19 protein-coding genes and 1 riboswitch are annotated in these 20,951 nt (G+C 56.9%); of the genes, 1 reads left to right on the forward strand and 18 read right to left on the reverse strand.

The window, feature by feature from the left end:
- Window positions 1-326: 326 nt before the first annotated feature.
- Window positions 327-707, forward strand: coding sequence for a hypothetical protein (locus tag LBW89_RS13575; RefSeq protein WP_225039340.1), 381 nt, complete (start codon window positions 327-329; stop codon window positions 705-707).
- 399 nt (window positions 708-1,106) lie between these two features.
- Here LBW89_RS13575 and LBW89_RS13580 read toward each other — a convergent pair whose 3' ends face one another.
- The 18 genes from LBW89_RS13580 to LBW89_RS13665 all read right to left on the reverse strand — a co-directional run bounded on the left by LBW89_RS13580 (window position 1,107) and on the right by LBW89_RS13665 (window position 20,806).
- Window positions 1,107-2,375: a PTS ascorbate transporter subunit IIC gene (locus LBW89_RS13580; protein WP_148453027.1), complete on the reverse strand. Its 1,269-nt coding sequence runs from the start codon at window positions 2,373-2,375 to the stop codon at window positions 1,107-1,109.
- 49 nt (window positions 2,376-2,424) lie between these two features.
- Window positions 2,425-2,715 carry a PTS sugar transporter subunit IIB gene (locus LBW89_RS13585; protein WP_213507682.1) on the reverse strand — a complete coding sequence of 97 codons (291 nt, stop codon included), beginning with the start codon at window positions 2,713-2,715 and terminating at the stop codon, window positions 2,425-2,427.
- The gene (locus LBW89_RS13590) at window positions 2,712-4,796 is read right to left on the reverse strand and encodes a BglG family transcription antiterminator (protein WP_263639153.1); all 2,085 of its coding nucleotides are present in this window, start codon (window positions 4,794-4,796) and stop codon (window positions 2,712-2,714) included. Before LBW89_RS13590 ends, LBW89_RS13585 begins: the two co-directional genes overlap by 4 nt.
- Before the next feature lie 162 nt (window positions 4,797-4,958).
- A complete protein-coding gene (gene glyA / locus LBW89_RS13595; RefSeq protein ID WP_225039342.1) occupies window positions 4,959-6,209 on the reverse strand; it encodes a serine hydroxymethyltransferase in 1,251 nt (416 codons plus the stop codon).
- A gap of 35 nt (window positions 6,210-6,244) precedes the next feature.
- Window positions 6,245-6,829 carry a TIGR01440 family protein gene (locus LBW89_RS13600; protein WP_213507677.1) on the reverse strand — a complete coding sequence of 195 codons (585 nt, stop codon included), beginning with the start codon at window positions 6,827-6,829 and terminating at the stop codon, window positions 6,245-6,247.
- Window positions 6,830-6,963: 134 nt separating this feature from the next.
- Window positions 6,964-7,046: riboswitch (ZMP/ZTP riboswitch) on the reverse strand.
- 50 nt (window positions 7,047-7,096) lie between these two features.
- Entirely contained in the window at window positions 7,097-7,702 is a 606-nt protein-coding gene (locus LBW89_RS13605) for a low molecular weight protein arginine phosphatase (protein ID WP_225039343.1), read from the reverse strand.
- Window positions 7,703-7,770: 68 nt separating this feature from the next.
- Window positions 7,771-8,331: a manganese efflux pump MntP family protein gene (locus LBW89_RS13610; protein WP_148453040.1), complete on the reverse strand. Its 561-nt coding sequence runs from the start codon at window positions 8,329-8,331 to the stop codon at window positions 7,771-7,773.
- Between the two features lie 68 nt (window positions 8,332-8,399).
- Window positions 8,400-9,260, reverse strand: coding sequence for a DUF72 domain-containing protein (locus LBW89_RS13615; protein WP_225039344.1), 861 nt, complete (start codon window positions 9,258-9,260; stop codon window positions 8,400-8,402).
- Window positions 9,261-9,302: 42 nt separating this feature from the next.
- Window positions 9,303-10,460 carry an L-threonylcarbamoyladenylate synthase gene (locus tag LBW89_RS13620; protein ID WP_225039345.1) on the reverse strand — a complete coding sequence of 386 codons (1,158 nt, stop codon included), beginning with the start codon at window positions 10,458-10,460 and terminating at the stop codon, window positions 9,303-9,305.
- 108 nt (window positions 10,461-10,568) lie between these two features.
- A complete protein-coding gene (gene spoIIR, locus LBW89_RS13625) occupies window positions 10,569-11,225 on the reverse strand; it encodes a stage II sporulation protein R (protein ID WP_225039346.1) in 657 nt (218 codons plus the stop codon).
- 383 nt (window positions 11,226-11,608) lie between these two features.
- Window positions 11,609-12,799, reverse strand: a complete 1,191-nt coding sequence (locus LBW89_RS13630; RefSeq protein WP_225039347.1) for an FtsW/RodA/SpoVE family cell cycle protein — start codon at window positions 12,797-12,799, stop codon at window positions 11,609-11,611.
- 164 nt (window positions 12,800-12,963) lie between these two features.
- Window positions 12,964-13,848, reverse strand: coding sequence for a peptide chain release factor N(5)-glutamine methyltransferase (prmC, locus tag LBW89_RS13635; protein WP_225039348.1), 885 nt, complete (start codon window positions 13,846-13,848; stop codon window positions 12,964-12,966).
- Complete coding sequence (prfA, locus tag LBW89_RS13640; RefSeq protein WP_148453052.1) at window positions 13,848-14,915, reverse strand: peptide chain release factor 1; 1,068 nt, start codon at window positions 14,913-14,915, stop codon at window positions 13,848-13,850. Before prfA ends, prmC begins: the two co-directional genes overlap by 1 nt.
- A gap of 258 nt (window positions 14,916-15,173) precedes the next feature.
- Window positions 15,174-16,274, reverse strand: coding sequence for a redox-regulated ATPase YchF (gene ychF / locus LBW89_RS13645; protein ID WP_148453054.1), 1,101 nt, complete (start codon window positions 16,272-16,274; stop codon window positions 15,174-15,176).
- A 562-nt stretch (window positions 16,275-16,836) separates the two neighbouring features.
- Complete coding sequence (locus LBW89_RS13650) at window positions 16,837-17,382, reverse strand: ECF-type riboflavin transporter substrate-binding protein (protein WP_225039349.1); 546 nt, start codon at window positions 17,380-17,382, stop codon at window positions 16,837-16,839.
- Window positions 17,383-17,394: 12 nt separating this feature from the next.
- The gene (fni, locus tag LBW89_RS13655) at window positions 17,395-18,423 is read right to left on the reverse strand and encodes a type 2 isopentenyl-diphosphate Delta-isomerase (protein ID WP_213507666.1); all 1,029 of its coding nucleotides are present in this window, start codon (window positions 18,421-18,423) and stop codon (window positions 17,395-17,397) included.
- A 54-nt stretch (window positions 18,424-18,477) separates the two neighbouring features.
- Window positions 18,478-19,986, reverse strand: coding sequence for a cardiolipin synthase (gene cls / locus LBW89_RS13660; protein ID WP_148453058.1), 1,509 nt, complete (start codon window positions 19,984-19,986; stop codon window positions 18,478-18,480).
- Window positions 19,987-20,116: 130 nt separating this feature from the next.
- Complete coding sequence (locus LBW89_RS13665) at window positions 20,117-20,806, reverse strand: molecular chaperone (RefSeq protein WP_213507664.1); 690 nt, start codon at window positions 20,804-20,806, stop codon at window positions 20,117-20,119.
- Window positions 20,807-20,951: the final 145 nt, after the last annotated feature.

Here is a 20,951-nt window from a genome sequence, read left to right on the forward strand (position 1 = left end):
TCTTGCGGCAAAAAAACGGGCGGACCAAAAAGCCCGGCCCCGCCTTCTTGTGGAAATCCCAATGTATCGGCCCAGCAGGAAGGGATAGAACCAGTTCGTGTGAAAATTCATATAAAACTAATGAATTAGGACGAACGAAGGGACTAGACACCGGCTGCGCCAGCTCTCTATGCCTCCAATTTCCTCCATTAACCGAAAAGGGAAATAAGCCGATTCGTCTGAACCCATCAAGACCGTCCGTTTCAGATGAAGACGAATACCTGATTTACAGAGATACACAAAAAGCGCTTCAATTTCGTTATCCCAAGGATTGGACGGTCGAGGAATTGAAAGAGGAAAACGTACTGCTGATTATGGCTCCCGATGCGGAAGCCAATTGGCAGACGAATGTTTTGATTGAAATCCGGGAACAAACAGAAGCAGCACTTCCGCTGGAAGAGGAGCTGGATGCGCTGCTGATCCACTTTCCCGATTATAAAGAGGGTTTTACATTCAAGAGCAGGGATGTCATTACTACAACAACGGGTTTAACAGCAGGGGTGCTTACGTACGAGCATGATCCCGAAATCGGGTTGTTTGAGAAGGAATATGTGATCCATGGAATAGACAATAAAATGCTGTATGCTACGGATTCGACCGTCATCGCATTGCGGGAGAAGTACGAATCCCCGGTCAACCGGATTCTGGACTCGATAGACAAGCTTTAGGATGGATTTTCTTTCGTAAAGAAAGAACGGGCTGGTCCCACCGTCGAAGTCTACACTATTAACGGGAAAACTTCCCGTTAATATACCGCTCTTGGCTCTTCGATCCGATTTAGCTGGAAAAGCTCCATCTATTTTGCGGCCCAATTGCTGATATACGCTATTTCAGGCGAATTAGCGGGAGGTTTTCCAGGTAATTCGCCTCTACAGCCGCCCACGCACCAAATTAACGGGAGGAATTCCCTTTGATCGAAACCAAACCATTAGTTGCAGTCCAAGCGTGTGCGTAAGAATCCTTTACACCGCTCGGGTGGCTTTCCCTTGCCCACAACCTGCTGAAAAAGCGCACAGCGGACCAAAACCGCAAAGCGGCCGTCCAAGGGTAAGCCCCTTGAACGGCCGCTATCCCAGCAACCAACCGAATAACTTATGGACCATCACACCGATGACCGAAAAGTCGCTATCGGCGAAGGTCGCCCGCAAATAACCGAGATTGGACAGCAGGGGAATCAGTAATGTCGGAAGCATGGTAATCGCAAACCCATGGCATAGCGAAGCGACGACCAAGCCCTTGCGGCCTCCCATCTTATAGGCGATAACGCCGGCCGTCCCCCCCGAGAAAAAGTGCGGAATTACCCCGGGGATGATCACCGTGTACTGAACCTGGAATAGCACGGCCATCGCCACAAGCCCCCCCGCGAAACTCAGAAGAAAGCCGACCATGGCCGAAAAAGGCGAAAACTTGAACATCACCGGGCAATCCAGAGCAGGGATAGCCCCCGGAACAACGCGGTCGGCAATCCCTTTGAAAGCGGGGACGATTTCGGACAGGAGCATGCGTACGCCCGCCAGGATAACGTAGCACCCTCCCGCGAACCAGGTTGCCTGAATCAGGGAAACGACCAGAAGATGGCGGCCGGAGAACATCTCGGCAATCCCTCCGGAAGAGGCGAACAGTCCCGAAAAAAGGAAGAGGACGAACGTGAACCCTGTGATCACGACCATATGATCCTGAAAAAAAGACCGAAGCCTTTGCAGTCCAGGCGACTCCGGCGGCTCGGGCCCCTTCTTGAACCACGAGGCGATAAACCCGCTTAGAACATATCCGACGCTATTGAAGTGCCCCAGCGCAAAGTCATCGTTTCCCGTCACCCGTCGAACATAAGGCTGGGCGATCAGCGGGGCAAACGACATGCACAAAGCCAAGACCAAACCGCCGCCCGCCATCACCTGCCATAACGGCATGGACATCGAAACCAGAACGCCCGCCAGCAGCGAGGCCATGAACAGCATATGATGCCCCGTCAGAAAGATGTATTTGACCGGAGTCAGGCGGGCAATCAAGAGATGGACGATCATCCCGGCCAGCATAATTAGCGCGATCTCTTCACCGTAATTAATCTGGGCCAAAGCGGTTATCGTCTCGTTATGCGGGATGATCCCGATAATTTGAAATCCTTTCTGGATGACCGCCGATAAATTGGATAAGGATGAGCCGGCGGCGTTGGCGCCGATTTGCAGCAAAGTGTACCCGAGCATGGTCTTGATCGTGCCATGAATGAGCCGTTGAAACGACTGCTTCTGCAGCAGCAGTCCGATAAACGCGATTAATCCGAGCAGCAGGGCAGGTTCCCCGAGTAGTCCCTTGCTGATGACTTGCGTCGCATTCATGGGGTAACCTCCCGTCTAGGTATTCATATCCTTCATTTTATTTCATTTGTCAGGCGAACCAGTCCCGGAGCGTTCCGGATCCCATAAGCCGGGCTTTCAGATGCTGCCGGTCCGTAATGTCCTCCAGTCCGATCAGTTCAGCCGTCCCGGCCAAGTGCAGGGATTCTATAACATAGCTGGAACCTATAATCAGATCCGCATCATAAGCATCCAACGAGGTGATATCCGTATGCTCGATTTGAGCCTGTACGCTCAACTCCTTCATAAGGGCCTCCACATTTAACCGGATCATCAGGCTGGTCCCCAGACCGCTGTTGCAAGCGATGACGATCTTCTTCATTTGCCCTCCTTCTCCCGCAGCCTTCGCCACAGGCCGTCCGCATCCGCGGTTTGCCTCAAATCGGCCATGAACGATTCGTCGTTCATAACCTCCAGCAATGTCCCGAGCGCAGCCACATGCCGCTCCTTATCGATGGCCGCCAGCGTAATAACGAGCCAAACCGGTTGAGCGGAGGGTCCGAACGCCAGCGCCTCGCGAAAGGTCATTAAGCTGAAGCCCGTTGCCGCCACACACTCCGGCATATATACATGGGGAAAGGCCACTCCGGATCGGATGATAAATGAATGCTTATTGGATTGGATGATTTCGACCAGGGCATCTCCGTATTTTGCGTCCGAAACCCCTTTTGCCATCAGAATCCGGTTCCCCTCCCGAACGGCTTCCTCCCACGGAACGGAGGCTAATCCAAGGCGGATGGAATCCGGCGGTAATAACGAAGTAAGGGTATACTCCCCGGCCGGCCGCTTGTCCCGACCGCTTCCGCCCTGGAACAAGTGCAGCAGTTCCTCCAGCAAGCCGTTGCGGTTATGGATATGGGCATTTCGCTCAACCGCCTCGAGAATGTCATTAACCGCTTGGACGGAAGCAGCAGCCGCCGCGGATTCCCCCGAAGGTGCGACACCCAAGAAGCTCGCGATTCGCTTCTGGTCCGATTCGTCGAGAAGCGGGGACACTTTGACCCAGGGCACCTGCAAAGCGTGGCTGATTTCCATCGTGCTGACGATGGCATCCACTTCGACGATCTTGATGCCTGCCGACTCTTTATACGAGTATGTCCCCACAGCATCAACCTGGGGAAAAACCACGGCCATCCGCCGCTTCAGCATGGCCGAAGTGCCGAGGCCCGAACCGCATACGATCGCCACGCGCTTGCGCAGAGGAGCCTGCGGAGGGATCAGCCCGCTCCCGATATGGAGCATAATATAACCGACCTCGTCCCGATCAAAAAGAACGGACCAGGGTTTCATCACGTCATTTACAACCCGCTCCACCAAATCGAGCAATGTTCCGTACTGGGCTTCCAATTGCCGCATCAAAGGATTTTTCGATTGCAGCCCGAACTTGGCCCGGTAAATGGCCGGCTTCAAATGAATGGCCAATCCCTGGACAATTTGGTCGGATAACTGCAGCTTTCGCCCCAAATCCCGCTCGATACGAACCACCATTTGCTCGGCCAGCTCGACGATCATTTGTTCCTCGGCCGGCAGACTTTGTTTTTGAGCCCCGAGAATATGCTGGGTGATATAACCGATTTCCGCCGCGGGAAGCTTCACCCCAAAATGCTCCTCAATCCGCGGGCCCGCCTCTGTCCTCACCAATTCATACGCATCATGGCCTTTTAGCTCGGACAGGGATTCGGGATCCATTTCGATCGAATGCGTCCCCCGCAATCGTTCCATCGCCATGAGGATGTGAAGAATTAGGGTGGAGTACCCGGCATCCGTAAATTGAACGCCCATTTTCTCCTCCAGGCGTTGCATCGTATCGAATAGCATAGCGGTATCTTCGGTGTTGAACCAATCTTTCCAAGGCGTGATCGGTAACCGCGGTTCCCCATATTCCCGTTGATCCAGAATATATCGGAACAACCGGTCGTCGGTCATCTCGGCGCGCAGCAAACTTAAATAAGCGCTTCGCTTGAGTTTCTCCGCACCCGTGACGCAAAGCACCCCCCGGTCCCGGACCAGGGTTAACTCCCAGCGCTCCAACCGCCGCTTAATTTCGCTTAAATCCTGCAAAAGCGTATTTTTGCTGATCCCGAACTCCTTCATGACCTCTTTGACGGGCAGCTTCGCCTCTTGCAGGAGCTGCTTGAGCAGCAGTCCGATCCGTTGCTTCGCATCCATATAGTCGGGACGCTGCTGCGTCTGCGCGGCAAGCCGTATCGACTGGTCGCTGCCGAGCCGAAGCCGGACACCGGCGGTACGATCGCGCTCCAGGCGCACCCCCCGCTCCATGAGCCAATCCTCCAGCCCCAACAAGTCGTTTCGTACCGTACGCAAAGAGATCCCATACTCCTCCGCCAAATTTTGCAAAGATATATAAGTGGCCCCGTCGTTCTCCATCAATTGTTTGAGCATTCGCTGTTGTCTGCTTGATACCATGTTCTCACCCGGCGGTCATCGTTTTGTATGCGCTATCATAGATTAATTATTGCATATTTAGCTAGCAAGATATAGGGTGTTCTCCGAAAAAAAAGGCCGACCCGCATCGACGGGTCAACCTTCCGCTAAATCAGGCGCTTATTCGTAGCTGAGTTCCGGATAAATCGGAAATTTATCGGTTAGTTCGACAACTTGCTGACGGGCTTTCTCCAGAGACGCCTCGTCTTTAGGGTTCTTCAGGACCAATGCGATCGTCCGACCGATGACTTTCATCGCTTCCTCGTCCATTCCCCGGGAGGTTACGGCCGGCGTTCCGATGCGGATGCCGCTGGTCACGAACGGGCTGGTCGGATCGAACGGAATCGCGTTTTTGTTGACCGTAATGCCGATCGAATCAAGCACATGCTCGGCGTCCTTGCCCGTGATGTTCAGGTTGCGCGTGTCCACCAGCATCAAGTGGTTGTCCGTGCCGCCTGAAACGATGTTCAGACCTTCCGCCATCAGCGTTTCCGCGAGGACTTTGGCATTCTTGACCACATTCTCCGCATAGGTCTTGAAGGAAGGCTGCAGCGCTTCGCCCAGCGCCACCGCTTTGGAGGCGATCACATGCATCAGAGGTCCGCCCTGCGTACCCGGGAATACCGCCTTGTCGATCGCAGCAGCCCATGGCTGGCGGCACAAAATCAGGCCGCCGCGCGGTCCGCGCAGCGTTTTGTGCGTCGTCGTCGTCACGAAGTGAGCATGCGGTACCGGATTCGGATGCAGCCCGGCAGCGACGAGACCGGCGATATGCGCCATGTCGACCATGAACAAAGCGCCGACATCATTGGCGATGGAAGCGAGCTTTTCAAAGTCGATGACGCGCGGGTACGCGCTCGCCCCCGCCACGATCAGGCGCGGACGGTGTTTGAACGCGGCTTTGCGCACTTCGTCGTAATCGATCAGGAAGGAATCTTCCTGTACGCCGTACGCCACGAAATTATAAAGAAGGCCGGATGCGTTGACCGGGCTGCCGTGCGTCAAGTGTCCGCCATGGGCCAGGTTCATCCCGAGTACGGTATCTCCCGGCTTCAGCGCGGCCAGATAGACCGCCATATTGGCCTGTGCGCCGGAATGCGGCTGAACGTTGGCATGCTCGGCGCCAAACAGCTCCTTGGCCCGGTCGCGGGCGATATTTTCCACGATATCGACGCGTTCGCAGCCGCCATAGTAGCGTTTCCCCGGATAACCTTCCGCGTATTTGTTGGTCAATACGGAACCCATCGCTTCCATGACCGCTTCACTGACGATGTTCTCCGAGGCGATCAGCTCAATGTTGTTCCGCTGACGCTTCAGTTCCAGATTCATCGCTTCCAATACCGCCGGGTCTTGCTTTCTCAATTGATCCATGTCCATAGTCCTCCTATGTTAAATAATAAACAACTTCAATCACACAACCGCGAATCCCCGTTTTTGGGCAACGCGTATACCGCACGCTCTCCTCCGATCAGCTTCGGACGCGTCCAGGCCGCGTTGACCCGGGCCTTCCCGACATACCGCAGGGTGGGGCGGAAAGGGACCGCGACGCGACGCAGATGCATGCCGATCAAGGTCTCTCCGATATCCAAACCGGCGTGGGCTTCAATGCTTTCGGCCAAACACGGTTCGAACAAGCTGCGGTATGCGACCGCCGCCATCGAGCCGCCGGCCTTCGCTACGGGAACCGCGGCTACCTCCGTAAGCCCGAGGCGCTCCAGCACGGCCCGTTCCACCACAAGCGAACGGTTCAGGTGCTCGCAGCATTGGAAGGCGACGTCAAATCCGTACTTGCGGCGAACCTCGTCGATACCGGCGAACAGCTCGGCCGCAATTTGCTCCGCGCCGCCCGTGCCGATTCGGGCTCCCGCCACCTCGCTCGTGCTCACGCCAAATACGACGACCCGCCCCGGCCGGAGTCCGGCGGCCTGCACCAGCTCCTCCAGGATTTCAGCAACCTGCTCCCGGATCTCTCCGGCGTTTGCCGTTTCCATCGTGATACCCCTTCTTTCCGAAAAATGTCGGTTCTCGTCATACAACTATCCTTATTATACCTAAAACGGCAAGGATATTGACGATAAAGAAGTCCCGCTTACGAAAAAAGAGCATGACGCTACCAACGCGTCTTGCTCTTTGCCCAGGCGACCGGCCGTATATTCCGATGCTCCACCGTGGTTTCATCCACTTTCGTCGCCAGTCACATCGGATCTTCATTTCTAGCTTAAGAATAAAGCATAACCCTCACAAATGCAACCGGCAATTCATCCCCATCCGGTATCGCCGGAATGATCCCGGTCGCTCGCCAGCCTGTCGGCCAACTTCTCCAAAGCCGCCCGGATTTCGGCCGCGGCCCGATCGTAATCTTCCCGCGAACCGCCGAAAGGATCGGAAATATCATATACCGGCAAGCGGTGAAGCAATTCGTTCAATCTGCGCCTAGCCGCGTCGTCCGGCTTTTTCCCAAGCGCCCGGTCCAGTTCCAGCTCGGCCGCCAAGCGCTGCAGCTCTTCCTTTTCAGCCAGTACGTCAGCATTATCCTCGACATATTCCTTCAGCGTATATGTTTTGTCCACCGCCGCCGGAAATGTATACACGATCTGCCGCTTATGCCCTTCCGTCAAGGCTAGAATCAAATCGGCCCATTCGACCAACTCCCCGTGGAGCGAGGTCGATACGATCCGGTCCATGATTCCCTGTTCCTTGAGAACCGATTCCGCATGACGAGACATCGATGATCCATCGCTTGCGGCTACCCCCGCCGAGCGCACCTCGACATCAAGCCCGCGCTCTTTGGCGATTTGGCGCATCATCCCTTCAGCCATCGGGCTCCGGCATGTATTTCCCGTACATACAAACAAAATCCGCATTCGCTAGTCACCTCCGTCAAAACGCCATAGCCCTTCATCTCTCTTCGGTTCGGATCAGTGTTATTGTATCAAAAGATAAACAGGAGTCCAAACGTGAATAGTATCGAGCCGCCGGCCGCCTCGCCATATTCTCCGAACTTCGGGCCGACGCTACGTCCGAGAGCCAGGCCCATCAGGGACATCAATCCGCCGCAGATCCCGAAGGCCAGCACCGTCAACAGCAAGTCGGAACGAAACATCCCCAAGGAGACCCCGACGGAGAAGGAATCGATGCTCACGCTCAGCGAGAAAAGTACGACTCCCCACAAAGTTCGGTGGTCGATGGATTGAAACCCGCTGCCCTTCACGGAACTGAAGATCATGTGAGCGCCCAAAAGCAGCAGCAATCCCCCCGAAGCATACCGCGCCAGATGACCGAGCAGGTCGCCGACATACTGGCCGGCGGAAATGCCGATTAAGGGCATGAGGATATGAAAAAGAGCCACCGTCGCGCCAATGCGGACCGCATCCTTTCTCCCTACCCCTTTCATTCCGATGCCGACGCCGAGCGAAAAAGCATCCATGCCCAAGGCTACGGCCATCAGCAGAACCGTCATCCATTCCCCCAATCGGGCAAAAGCCTCCGTCATACCTGCACTCCCCCATGTCCAAAAACTACTTGTACAACCATATGCGGACAATGGGCAAGTCATGATCGTTATTCGGTTTCGCCAAACAAATCAAGCTGCTGAGGCGGCAGGCCCGCCGTTTCCAACCCTAAGAGATCCATCATTTCGAGCGCGTTCGGAGCGGCGTCCCCGCCGGAATTATTGTTAAAAATCATACAGATCTCCCGGGTGCCCTTCTCTTCCAGCATCGCCAATTTATCGCGCCAGTCCGACAGCTCATCGCGATTGTACCGGTACAAATTGCGAACCTCCCGCCAATTGGGCGCGCCGCCCTGCAGCCAGCCGCCTTCGTTTCGGCCGTGAAGCCGGACGATCGTCAAGTTCGGGTCGGTCGGTTCCAAGACGGCGGGAACCGAACCCTGTCCCACCTGGGGTTCGTCGCAAATAATGTGAATCCAGCCCTCGTCCCGCATGAAGGAGATCGTGTTGTCGCGCACCCCGGCGGCATACCAGCTCTGATGGCGGAATTCCAGGCCCAAAGGAAGGTGCCCCATCCATTTTCGGACCGCGCGCAGGCGCCGGATATGGTCGGCGGTACAATCAAACCAGGGCGGAAATTGAAACATGACGGCTTTCAATCTGCCCGATTCCACCATCGGGCGAATCGAATCCAGGTAAGCCTGAAACATCTCACCCGGCCCGCCGTAGGGGCTTTTGCCGCGGTTGTGCCCGGTCATGCCCCGGTAAGCCTTCAAGATAAAGGTGAAATCGGCCGGCGTTTCGTCCAGCCATTTTTGGTAAGTGTGCTCGCCCAGAACGGCATAGAACGAACTGTCCACCTCGACGATCGGAAAATGCCTCGCATACAGCGACAATTTCATTCTGGCCGGAGTCCCCGGCGGATACAGCGCTTCGTGGTCTCCCCAGCCGGTCAGCCCGATCGATATCATTTCGCCTTCGACCTCCCTCCGTTAAGGATATCCGATATCTCCCTACACCTTTATTACCTTTCCGCCCGCCGCTTTAAGCAGGCGGTTCATCACGGCGGCGCCGAGTCCTTCCCGCGGGCAGGACTCGGCCAGAATGAAGGTGACGCCGCCGTCGTCGAAGCGGCGGAGCGCCGCGTAAAGACGATGCGCCGCCGTCTCCAGCGCCGTCAGGCTGCCGAGCGAAAGCACGCAGTCGGCGCGGTAGAGCGGAAGGTGCTCGTCAAAGGCGAGCACGCCCGTGACCTCCCCGCGCGCCTTGGCCGCGTCGAGCTCGGCCTGGATGGCGGCCGCCACCCGCTCCGGGGCGGCGCCGGTCACCACACGCAGCGCCCCGCGGGGGGCGTAGTGCGTGTACTTCATGCCCGGCGAGCGCGGCGCCGGCATGTCCTCGTCGCGTCCGCCCGCCTCCGCGGCGCTTTGCAGGGCGGCGTCCAGCCGCACGTCCGCCGCATGGCGGGCGAGCTGCTCCGCCGTGATCCCGCCGGGGCGGAGCACGGTCACGATGCCGTCGTCGCCGGCCACCACCACCGTCGACTCGAGGCCCACCCCCGTGGGCCCGCCGTCGACGATACCGTCGATACGGCCGGCGAGATCGTCCCCGACGTGGCTGGCCAGCGTCGGGCTCGGACGCCCGGACCGGTTGGCGCTGGGCGCCGCCACCGGGCACCCCGCTGCGGCGATCAGCCGCAGCGCGATGTCGTGGGCCGGCATCCGCACGGCCACGGTGTCCAGCCCCGCCGTCACGCGGGGCGAGACGGCGCCGGGGGCCGCGGGCAGCACCAGCGTCAGCGGCCCCGGCCAAAACGCATCCATCAGCCGCCGCGCCGTCCCGTTCACCTCCGTGACGAGGCCTTCCAGCTGGCTGAGGTCCGCGATATGCACGATCAGCGGATTGTCGGACGGCCGCCCTTTAGCGGCAAAGACCGCCTCCACCGCCGCCGTGTTCCGCGCATCCGCACCGAGCCCGTAAACCGTCTCGGTCGGAAAGGCCACCGTTCCGCCCGCCGCCAGCACCCCGCCCGCTTCCGCCAAGCCCTGCTCCGCTTCCAGGCGCGCCTGTACCTCCGGGGTTGCCCCATCTATTAAAACGGACACATCCCACCAGCGCGTGCGCCGGGATTGCCCCGCTTCCTCATTCGGTAAAAACTGATGATGTTCCATAAGCAAACCGTCCCAACTTTTTATAATATACGAACCCTTCTATTATAACCGAAACAAAAACCGCGCAGAGCCTCCATCTGCACGGTTTGCTTTGATACCCGTATATTTTTATCGAAACAGCCCGGCGATCCAATCCCACAAGCGCACCAGCATATCCCACAAAAAGAAACGCACCTTCGTCTCCCCAGGCTCGGCCTGAACTGGCTTATCCGCTCCTCCCTTGGCAGAGACCGCCTGGCTTCCCTGACCGTTCTGCAGCGCATCCCCGCTTCCCGCATCGACAAAACACAACGGCGGAAACAAAACGCACCACCAGTTCTTGCCGTTCCCCTCTCCCAAAGTAACGCGAAGCGCCTCATAGTCCCCCGCGGGATAAACCGCGCCCCCGTACATTTTCGTCGGAAAAGGAACCATCCCCAGTTCCACCTTATAGCCGTACTTTTTTCCGCTTTCCGCCAACGTTTCCCCGACCCGCTCCCCGATTTCGTCCAGATGCTCCCGGATCACGCCGCGGGCGGCTTCCAGGCTTTGCGGGTCCTCAAGCTCGCCGACCCAGGCGTTCATCTGCTCGACCACCGCGTCGCGTACCCGGCGTTTGACGATTTGATCGCCCACGCCGTCCGAATGGGCCAAAATCCGCAGCCGGATCGATTGCTGGGGAATCGCCCCTTCGGCCGCCGCCGAATCTATTTTTTGCCCCTCCCAGGACATCAATAAAATCATCAAACTGAAGATAATAAGTCCGTATTTTTTTCCCCGCCGCATAGCCCTTCCACTCCCTGCACTCTATGATGTCTATCAGTATGTCCGTTCAAGAGAGAAGTAAACCTATGAATCTATGAAATCGCAAGGCGATGCGAGGCCGTGGGAAAAACGTCCACCAGTCAAAGACAAAACCTAAATCTGTCTTTTCAAAAGTGGACAAAGATACATCCCCCATCCCGTACCCGTAAAAAGAATTTTTGCGACGAGGACGAGTTAAAAGGTTCCATAGTTACCCTGCATCTCGGGGCGTGACGCTGTCACTATACGAAAAGAGGGCATCCCTCGTCATTCAAGATGACTTACGGGACACCCTCCGGACAAACCTTCGTTCTCGGACTTCCGAACAGCACGGGTCTCTGAGCATTTACCGGTTTCCGAGCATTTTACTGGTTTTGCGATTTGACCCGCGTGTAACGCGTTGTCGTAAGCGGCTGATCTTCTTCCGCCTCATGTCCATGGATCCGAATACTCATCGCTACGCCAATGCAGGCCATGTTGATCAGCAGCGAGGTTCCTCCGTAACTGACGAACGGGAGCGTGATCCCGGTCAAAGGCATCAGGCCGATAAACATGCCGATATTTTCAAACACCTGGTACAGGAACATCGCAACGATCCCTACGATGACATAAGGTCCGCTTCGGTCCCGACAATCCAGGGATATTAAAATGAGCCGATGAATCAGTACAAAATAGAGCAGCAGGAGCACCGAACTCCCGATAAATCCAAATTCCTCGGCAATCACCACGAAGATGGAGTCGGAATACGTCAGCGGAACCCGTTCCGACTGGACGGTCTCCCCTTGCAGGTATCCCTCGCCGGTCATTCCCCCGGAGGCGATCGCCAACTTGGCGTTTTGCGTATGGTAGATCGCGTCCCTTGAAGCTTTCTCCGGCATCAGCCAGGGATCGATCCGCGCCATCCAGTGGGCCCGCCCGATCTCTTCGAAAAATTTGTAAACTTGTTCGTGATACACCTTATAAGCGGTGATCCCCCCGAATACCGAGCCGGCAAAGAGCACCAGGGCGATCAAGGCGTGGGTATATTTGATGTTGCCGATCCACAGCATCCCGGCCAAAATGACGAGGTAGCTGAGCGCATTCCCCAGATCGTTTTGAGCCATGACGAGCACAAACGGAATAAAGGTCACCAGCAGGATCGGCACCACATCGCGCCAAAACATCAGCTTCGGTTTTCTTTTTCGGAGGAGCATGAAGCCCAGAAACAGGACGAGCAGCAGTTTGAAAAATTCCGCCGGCTGGAAACTGAGCCCCCCGGGCAGCGTAAGCCAACCGGTCGCATTGTGGTACGTATTACCGGCAAACATCACGACGATGAGCAGGCCGATACCGAACGAGTAAATATAAACCGCATATTTGATAAGCAGTCTGAAATCTATCAGGGACACGGAAAAGAACACCGCAAACCCCAGTAAATAATAGACGAACATCCGGATATGATAGCCGTCGTATTTTGTTCCCGAAGTGGCGCTGTAGAGCACCGCAATACTGATTCCCATCAGAAGCAGCAGGATGAACACGATTGTAAAGTCGATTTTTTTAAATTTGGTCAGCATTTCCTCTGTCCTCCGCCATCCTGATTTTATCCTCTTCCCATTGTATAGGAATTCTCCGGTTAAAGTCTATTGGGCGTTCTGCCCAATCCTTCCGCGGAAAATTTGGATACGGGAGTATGGTGAGGCCGCTTTTTACGGTCCGGTGAACGAAAAAGCACCGCCCTTTAGGCGATGCCCAATACGTGCCGGTCGATACCGGCCAGATCCGGGATCGTCACGATCTCGCTCCAGCAGCCGGCTTGGCGCAGCAGCTCGGCGACCTCGCCGGCCTGCCCCATCCCGAGCTCGAAGCCGATCAGCCGGGGCGGACGGGGCAGCAGCGGCAGCTGCGCCATCATGGTCCGGTAGGGCGCCAGCCCGTCCGGACCGCCGTCGAGCGCGCCGCGCGGCTCGTGGTCGCGCACTTCCGGCTGCAGGTGCGCGATCGTATCCGCCGGAATATAAGGCGGATTGCTGACCACGATGTCCAGCGGCTCGCCCGCGAACGGTTCAAGCAGGTTGCCCTGCTTGAAAGCGACGTCCAGGCCGAGCCGCCGGACATTCTCCTGCGCCACCGCGAGCGCTTCCGGCGAGATATCGCTCGCCGAAATGCGCCAGGACGGGCGCAGGTGGGCCAGGGCGGCAGCGATCGCGCCGCTGCCGGTGCCGATGTCGGCGGCCTGCGGAGCGCCGCCGGGCCACAGGCGATCGGCCGCCTGGACGATCGCCTCCACGAGCAGCTCCGTTTCCGGACGGGGAATCAGGACGGCCGGCGTGACCTTGAAGGTCAGGCCGTAAAAATCCTGTTCCCCGATAATATACTGCGCCGGCTCGCCCGCCGCTTTGCGGCGGATGACCTCCTCCCACTCGGCTTTGCGCTCAAGCGGGAACGGATCGCGCAGGGCGGCCAAATACGCCGCGCCCTCCAAACCGAGCACATGCCGCAGCAGCAGCTCGGCATTCGACTCCGGCTCGGCCACGCCGCGCGCCGCTAAAAAAGAGGAAGCCTCTCTGCGGGCTTCCGAAATATTCAGGTCTCCAGATAACACATATCCGTTACCGTTCAACATTATTCTCCTTTATCCATCAGTTCGGCCTGTTCCGCCAGCGTCAACGCCGAGACGATTTCCTCGATCTCTCCGTTCATGACTTGATCCAGCTTGTGCAGAGTCAGTCCGATCCGGTGATCCGTCACCCGGCTCTGCGGGAAGTTATATGTCCGGATCCGCTCGCTGCGGTCCCCGGTTCCCACTTTACTCTTGCGTTCACCGGCATATTTCGCTTCCTCTTCCTGACGCTTCATATCGGAAATCCGCGCCCGCAGTACCTGGAGCGCCTTTTCCTTATTGGAGTTCTGCGATTTGCCGTCCTGACACGTCGCTACAATGCCAGTAGGAATGTGCGTAACCCGGACCGCCGATTTCGTCGTGTTGACGGATTGGCCGCCCGCGCCGCTCGAGCAGAACGTGTCGACGCGAATATCCTTGTCGAGAATTTCCACGTCGACTTCCTCGGCTTCCGGCATGACCGCCACCGTCGAAGTCGAAGTGTGAATCCGCCCGCCGGACTCCGTGGACGGAATCCGCTGCACGCGGTGAGCGCCGCTCTCATACTTCATCTTGCTGTACGCGCCGCGGCCGTTGATCATGAAAATAACCTCTTTAAAGCCGCCGAGGTCGCTTTCATTGACGTCCATGACTTCCACTTTCCACCCCTGCGTATCCGCATAACGGGTGTACATGCGATAAAGATCGGCCGCAAACAGCGCCGCCTCATCGCCTCCGGCCGCCCCGCGGATTTCGACGATGACATTCTTGTCGTCGTTCGGATCTTTCGGCAGCAGCAGAACGCGGATTTTTTCCTCCAACTCCTGTTGGCGCCCCGTAAGGTCTTCGATTTCCATCTTGACCATTTCGCGCATTTCGTCATCCAGTTTCTCGGCCTGCATCGCTTTTGCGGCTTCCAGTTCTTCGATGACCTGCTTGTATTCGGTATACGCCTCATAGGCCGGCTGTAAATCGGATTGTTCTTTGGATAAATCCCGAAGCTTCTTGGTATCATTGGCCACATCCGGGTCGCAGAGCAGCTCGCTCAGCTTCTCGTACCGGTCAGCCAGGGATTGCAGACGGTCCAACAAAGGAAGTCACCTCTCTCTATGACAATTTTCGCGAAGAAAATAATCGATGATTTGTAAAAACGATTTTTAGGTAAACAACATAACATTATACCATATAGCCATACGATTGAACAGAGGGGATGCGCCCCGTGAAATCATGGCCAGGAGGTCTCCGGGTCCGTATAAAAAAAGCCTGCCGCAACAGCGGCAGACTTGTGATCGGCGGCGCCCGCTTGCTTGAAAACGAAGTTGCAAGGGGCCCGCTTGCCCATCTTTGCCCTACACGTTAAACCGGAAATGCATGACATCGCCGTCCTGTACGACGTACTCCTTGCCTTCCAGGCGAAGTTGTCCGCGTTCCTTGGCGGCATTCATCGAACCGGCGGCAACGAGATCGTCATAGGATACGACCTCCGCGCGGATAAAGCCGCGCTCAAAGTCGGAGTGAATGACGCCCGCCGCGGCCGGCGCTTTCGTCCCCTTGCGGATCGTCCAAGCGCGGACCTCCTGAACCCCGGCGGTAAAATACGTATAAAGACCAAGCAAACGGTATGCCGCTTGAATCAACCGGTCCAGGCCGGACGCCTGCAATCCCAGCTCTTCCAGGAACATCGCCTTGTCCTCGCCTTCCAGCTCGGCGATTTCCGCCTCCACCTTGGCGCTGATCGGCACGACCTCGGCATTTTCCGCGGCCGCGAAATCCCGGACCTGCTGCACGTAAGGATTGCTGTCCGCATCGGCCACGCCGTCCTCGCTGACGTTAGCCGCGTATAGTACCGGCTTCAGCGTCAACAGATGCAGATCGCGGATGATCAGCTTCTCATCGTCGGTCAGTTCCACGCTGCGCGCCGGTTGATCGTTGTAGAGCGCTTCTTTGATGCGTTCCAGCAATTCCACTTCCTGCGCGTATTGCTTGTTGCCGCCCTTCATATTTTTGCGGGAGCGCTCGATCCGCTTCTCGACGCTGTCGAGGTCCGCCAGGATCAGCTCCAGATTGATCGTCTGAATATCGCTGATCGGGTTGATCTTGCCGTCCACATGCGTGATGTTCTCGTCTTCAAAGCAGCGGACCACATGAACGATGGCATCGACCTCCCGGATATGGGCCAAAAACTTGTTGCCCAGCCCTTCGCCCTTGCTCGCGCCGCGCACCAGTCCGGCGATGTCCACGAACTCAAACGCCGTAGGCACGGTGCGGTTCGGCACGACCAATTCGGTCAATTTGTCCAGGCGCGGGTCGGGGACTTCCACAACCCCTACGTTCGGATCGATCGTACAGAAGGGATAGTTCGCGGATTCCGCACCCGCCTGCGTAATTGCGTTAAACAACGTGGATTTTCCGACGTTCGGAAGGCCCACGATTCCAGCCTTTAAAGCCATATCTATGACAACTCCTCATTCTTGTAATTGCTCATCTTCTTCAACCATAGTACCTATCCCCCGGGCAGATTTCAAGAAGACCCCGAAAATTACGGTAAAATCCGGCCAACTCCGCATTCGGCAACACATCATTCAGCCACAGCATTCAGTCACACAGCATTCAGTCACACAGCATTCAGTCACACAGCATTCAGTCACACAGCATTCAGTCACACAGCATTGGGCAACCCACAATTCGCCCCCCCCCCAATTTGACGCCCCCAATTCGGCTGCGCCTGCCATTCGGGAAAAGGGAGGCCCCTACCTAAACCTGCAACTAAGGGGTTGGTTCGAAATAAAGGGAATTCTTCCCGTTAATTTGGTACGTATGCGGCTGCAGAGGCGAATTAGCTGGAAAATCTCCCGTTAATTCGCCTGAAATTGTGTATTTTGGCAATAGGGCCGCAAAATAGATGGAGCTTTTCCAGCTAAATCCGATCGAGAGGCCAAGAGCGGGACATTAACGGGAGATTTTCCCGTTAATTTAAGCGCAGCCCGGAAGGAGCCGCCAGCCGCCCCACGTTCAAAACGCCGCGGACTTGTGCCGGTTGCCGTACGCCCAGACCGCCGGGAGACCCAGGACGATAAAGACGAAGACGTTGGCGATTCCGGCCGAAATCACCTGAGTAATAGCGATTTCATCGGGAAATTTCATCACATAGATATCGAACCAGCCCGTAAAGGCGAGCGCCCCGAAAATGCCAATCACCCCGAAGATAAGCAATATTAACATATGGCCTTTACGGATCCTCCCGGCTTCCGGATCGAAATCCCTCGCGAAATAGACAAGGCCCATGCAGGCGCCCGTGATGCCCGAGGCCAGGGCCCAGCCCCAGGACACCTCGCTGGCGAAGATCAAATCGTTGATGACGTGTCCGGTAAACCCGGCAATCAGACCGGAAAACGGCCCGAAAATCGCGCCGAATATCGCCAACAAAGCGATGGCCGGCCTGAGATCGGTATCCGGCACGATCGGGATGCCGATCCAGCTCGTTAATCCGTACATCACCGCTCCGATCGCCGTACCCGCGGCCATACGCCGGTTCCATTTCCAAACGGATGCTTTCACTGGCTTGTCCCCCTACTCGCGCCGGACCAGGCGCGGCGTATTCCGCAGCGCCGCCACCGTCCCGGCGCCGACCCCGAACATGGCGGTGCGAAGCTCCAGCTCAACGCGCTCCAAGAGCGCGTCGAGCCGCTCCTCCGAATGCACCGCCGGTTCCAGCAGCGCCCGGCCGAACCCGGCCAGGTCCGCGCCAAGCGCCAGCGCTTTGGCGGCGTCCACGCCGGTGTTCAGGCCCCCGCTGCCGATCAGGGCTGCGTCCGGCACCGCCGCCCTTACCTCGCGGATGCATTCGGCGGTGGGGATGCCCCAATCCGCGAACGCTTCCGCGGCCGCGCGGCGCACCGGATCGGCGCTGCGGAACTTCTCGACCTGGCTCCAGGAGGTGCCTCCGGCGCCAGCTACATCGATGAAGGCAACGCCGGCTTCCCGAAGCCGTTTGGCCGTCCCCCCGTCGATGCCCCAGCCGACCTCCTTGACGCCGACCGGGACAGGCAGCGTCCGGCAGACCGCCTCGATCCGGGCGAGCAGCCCGCCGAAAGCGGTGTTCCCCTCCGGCTGGAACACTTCCTGCAAGCTGTTCAAATGCAGGACCAACATGTCCGCTTCGGCGATCTCCACGGCGCGCCGGCATTCGTCCGCGCCGAAGCCGTAGGCCAGCTGGACCGCGCCCAGATTGGCGATGATCGGGATGCTCGGCGCCTTGCGCCGGACCGCGAACGTGGGAGCGAGCTCCCCGCGTTCCACCGCCGCGCGCACCGAGCCGACGCCCATCGCCCAGCCCCGCCGCTCCGCCGCTTCCGCCAGGCGGTCGTTGATTTGCCCGGCGAGCTCGCTCCCGCCGGTCATGGAGCTGATGAGCAGCGGCGTCCGTACCGGAGCGCCGAGGAACGTCGTCTTCAGGCTGACCTCCTCGAAATTCAGCTCGGGCAGCGCATTATGCCGAAACCGGTATTTTTCGAAACCGGTCCGGATTCCTTCGCCCTCGACCCGCTCCTCCAGGCAAATACGGATATGTTCGGACTTGCGCCCGGATGTGTCCGCCATCTTTTTTCCTCCTTAAAATTACGCTCTTCCGCCGAAAACGGCCGCTTGCCCCTCTTACAACAAGGGGGACATCAGCCTTGCGGCCGATTCCATCAACCGGACGACGATTTTCTTCTTCATAAAGGCCTTCCTTTTAATTCGGGTCGTCGACAGCAAATCGCGCTCGAAATCTTGGACGATTTTGGAAATACTGTCGGCCTGGACGAGCAGGACGTTGACCTCGAAATTCAAGTGAAAGCTGCGCATGTCCATATTGGCCGTTCCCACCGTCGCCACCTCGCCGTCCACAATCAGCAATTTGGAGTGCAGAAAACCCTTCTCATACTCAAAAATCTTCACCCCGGCCTCCAAAAGCGACGGAAAATAGGAGTGGGAAGCGAGAAACGGCAGCCACTTGTCCGGCTTGGCCGGAAACAGGATCCGCACGTCGATGCCAGATAATGCGGCTACCCGTAATGCCGTCTGAATATCCTCATCCGGGATAAAATACGGCGTTGCCAGCCAGACCGACTTTTTGGCCGAAGTAATCATGGCGAAGAAAATGTTCTTCAGCGCCTTGCTCTCGTTGTCCGGGCCGCTCGGTATAACCTGTACCGCACCGCTGCAGCCCTGCTCCATCTCCGGGGACAAATATTCGACGTCCATGATCCTTTCGCCGGTCACATACTGCCAGTCCTGCAGAAAGATGACCTGCATCGACCGCACGGCCTCCCCTTTGACGAGCATATGGGTATCGCGCCAAAAGCCGTAGGTTTTGCTGCGGCTCAAATATTCGTCCCCCACATTCAGCCCGCCGATGAAGCCCGTATTTCCGTCGATCACGACGATCTTCCTATGGTTGCGGTAATTCACCCGGCTGGACAAGGCCAGAAAGCGCACCTCGCCGAAAATGCCCACCTTGACCCCGGCCTCCCGCAATTCGTTCACAAACGATTTCGGCAGCCCCAGGCTTCCGACCGCATCGAACATAAAGCGGACTTCCACCCCGGCTTTCGCCTTTTCGATCAGCGTCTTCTGGATTTCCCGGCCGATGTCGTCCGCTCGATAAATATAGTATTCCATATGAATGTGATGCTGCGCTTTTTTCAATTCCTTCAGCAGCGTCGAGAACGTTTCTTCCCCGTTGGTCAGAACCCGCGTACGGGTAGCCATGGAAAACGGAGTCCTGGCGATCCGCTGCGACATTTGCAGCAGCCGCTGCTGTCCCGGCGTAAATTGCGACAAATCCCGGGGCAGCATGCTTCCGTTATGATCGATACGTTCGTAGCTTTTCCGGTCCTCCTCCGCTTTCTTATCGAATTTCCGCCGTTTGAAATAGTTTTGCCCCAGTAAAAAATACAGGATCAGACCGACGACCGGCAGCAAGGCCAGCACCAAAATCCAGGCCATCGTGCTGGAAGGATTGCGGTTTTCCATAAATATGGCGAGACCGATGGTAACAACGGTCAAGGTTTGAAATATACTGACGAGCATCCCTCCGAACTTTCCGAACACCCCGAAGCCGAAAAAATAGAAAGCAAAGAGGATTGCCGCGATTAAAATAATTTGTAGTCCCCGCCTCATCGTTGTACTCCTTTTCTATTCTGCACGTTTCTCCCTTCCATTTTACATGAAGCTTGAGTTTCTTCCTACTGTAAGACAAAAAAAGGCCGGGCGAGTTAAGTCCCGCCCTGCCTTTCTCTTCCCCGTCTTCCTATTCCAGTCTGCTCCGCCACAGGTGAAGCTGCTCCAAATCCATTTCCAGAAACTCCACGAGCAACTCGGCCAGCCCCGTATATAGCGGGCTCTCCGTCGCCTCGGCCAATTCGGCGGCAAAGCGGGGAGCCCAGCGCATGAGATGCGACTCCAAAAAGGAAATCTGCACCCGAATCAAGTCCCGGTCATGTCCGGGCAGGCTTGATCTGTCCAGCATTTCCTCGCTAAGCACAGCCATAAACTCCAGCTCCAAAGCGATATGATCGTCGCTCTCCCCCGAGAGCTTGTTAAATACCACACTGTTCTCCAAATAGAATTCCCGAATCTCGGCCAAGCAGGAAAAGGCGCTGACGCCTTCTACTTTGGCGCGAAACAGACTCTCGCGGGCGGTCATCACCGCCTGATGTCCCACGAACAACCGCCTGTATTCTTCCGCTTCATCGGCAAACACCGAACGCAGCTCTTCCTCGCGGATTTGCCCCAGATACTCCTTCAGCCTCTTCCCGCCCCGGCTCATAGGAATCACCGGGCTCTTCCGCTCCACCCGATTCCGCCATTGAGCGATCAAGGACATGCGCGGGGGACGGCTCAAAAAATCCATCAGCAACTGATATACCCAACCTCGGAGTTCCAACCAGCGCGCCTGTTCTTCCGGAATGTCCATCGGCTTCTTGTACAGTGTGGTCATATCGTCATCTCCCTGCTTATATAGCTTGACACAACAAATGTATTCGACTGTTAAAAAAAGATGACTTCCTGTCAACGGAAATCATCTCTCATTAATCAAACCGACACATGATTAAGGGGGATCATGCATCTTCCAACCTTATTAT

The organism is Paenibacillus sp. alder61 (assembly GCF_020179875.1).
Taxonomy (GTDB): domain Bacteria; phylum Bacillota; class Bacilli; order Paenibacillales; family Paenibacillaceae; genus Fontibacillus; species Fontibacillus faecis.

Excerpts from the sequence above, each read along its gene's own strand:
- LBW89_RS13580 (WP_148453027.1), bottom strand. The coding sequence starts at position 2,375 with ATGAATGCGACGCAAGTCATCAGCAAGGGACTACTCGGGGAACCTGCC.
- LBW89_RS13585 (WP_213507682.1), bottom strand. The coding sequence starts at position 2,715 with ATGAAGAAGATCGTCATCGCTTGCAACAGCGGTCTGGGGACCAGCCTG.
- LBW89_RS13590 (WP_263639153.1), bottom strand. The coding sequence starts at position 4,796 with ATGCTCAAACAATTGATGGAGAACGACGGGGCCACTTATATATCTTTG.
- glyA (WP_225039342.1), bottom strand. The coding sequence starts at position 6,209 with ATGGATCAATTGAGAAAGCAAGACCCGGCGGTATTGGAAGCGATGAAT.
- LBW89_RS13600 (WP_213507677.1), bottom strand. The coding sequence starts at position 6,829 with ATGGAAACGGCAAACGCCGGAGAGATCCGGGAGCAGGTTGCTGAAATC.
- LBW89_RS13605 (WP_225039343.1), bottom strand. The coding sequence starts at position 7,702 with ATGCGGATTTTGTTTGTATGTACGGGAAATACATGCCGGAGCCCGATG.
- LBW89_RS13610 (WP_148453040.1), bottom strand. The coding sequence starts at position 8,331 with ATGACGGAGGCTTTTGCCCGATTGGGGGAATGGATGACGGTTCTGCTG.
- LBW89_RS13615 (WP_225039344.1), bottom strand. The coding sequence starts at position 9,260 with ATGATATCGATCGGGCTGACCGGCTGGGGAGACCACGAAGCGCTGTAT.
- LBW89_RS13620 (WP_225039345.1), bottom strand. The coding sequence starts at position 10,460 with ATGGAACATCATCAGTTTTTACCGAATGAGGAAGCGGGGCAATCCCGG.
- spoIIR (WP_225039346.1), bottom strand. The coding sequence starts at position 11,225 with ATGCGGCGGGGAAAAAAATACGGACTTATTATCTTCAGTTTGATGATT.
- LBW89_RS13630 (WP_225039347.1), bottom strand. The coding sequence starts at position 12,799 with ATGCTGACCAAATTTAAAAAAATCGACTTTACAATCGTGTTCATCCTG.
- prmC (WP_225039348.1), bottom strand. The coding sequence starts at position 13,848 with ATGTTGAACGGTAACGGATATGTGTTATCTGGAGACCTGAATATTTCG.
- ychF (WP_148453054.1), bottom strand. The coding sequence starts at position 16,274 with ATGGCTTTAAAGGCTGGAATCGTGGGCCTTCCGAACGTCGGAAAATCC.
- fni (WP_213507666.1), bottom strand. The coding sequence starts at position 18,423 with ATGGCGGACACATCCGGGCGCAAGTCCGAACATATCCGTATTTGCCTG.
- cls (WP_148453058.1), bottom strand. The coding sequence starts at position 19,986 with ATGAGGCGGGGACTACAAATTATTTTAATCGCGGCAATCCTCTTTGCT.
- LBW89_RS13665 (WP_213507664.1), bottom strand. The coding sequence starts at position 20,806 with ATGACCACACTGTACAAGAAGCCGATGGACATTCCGGAAGAACAGGCG.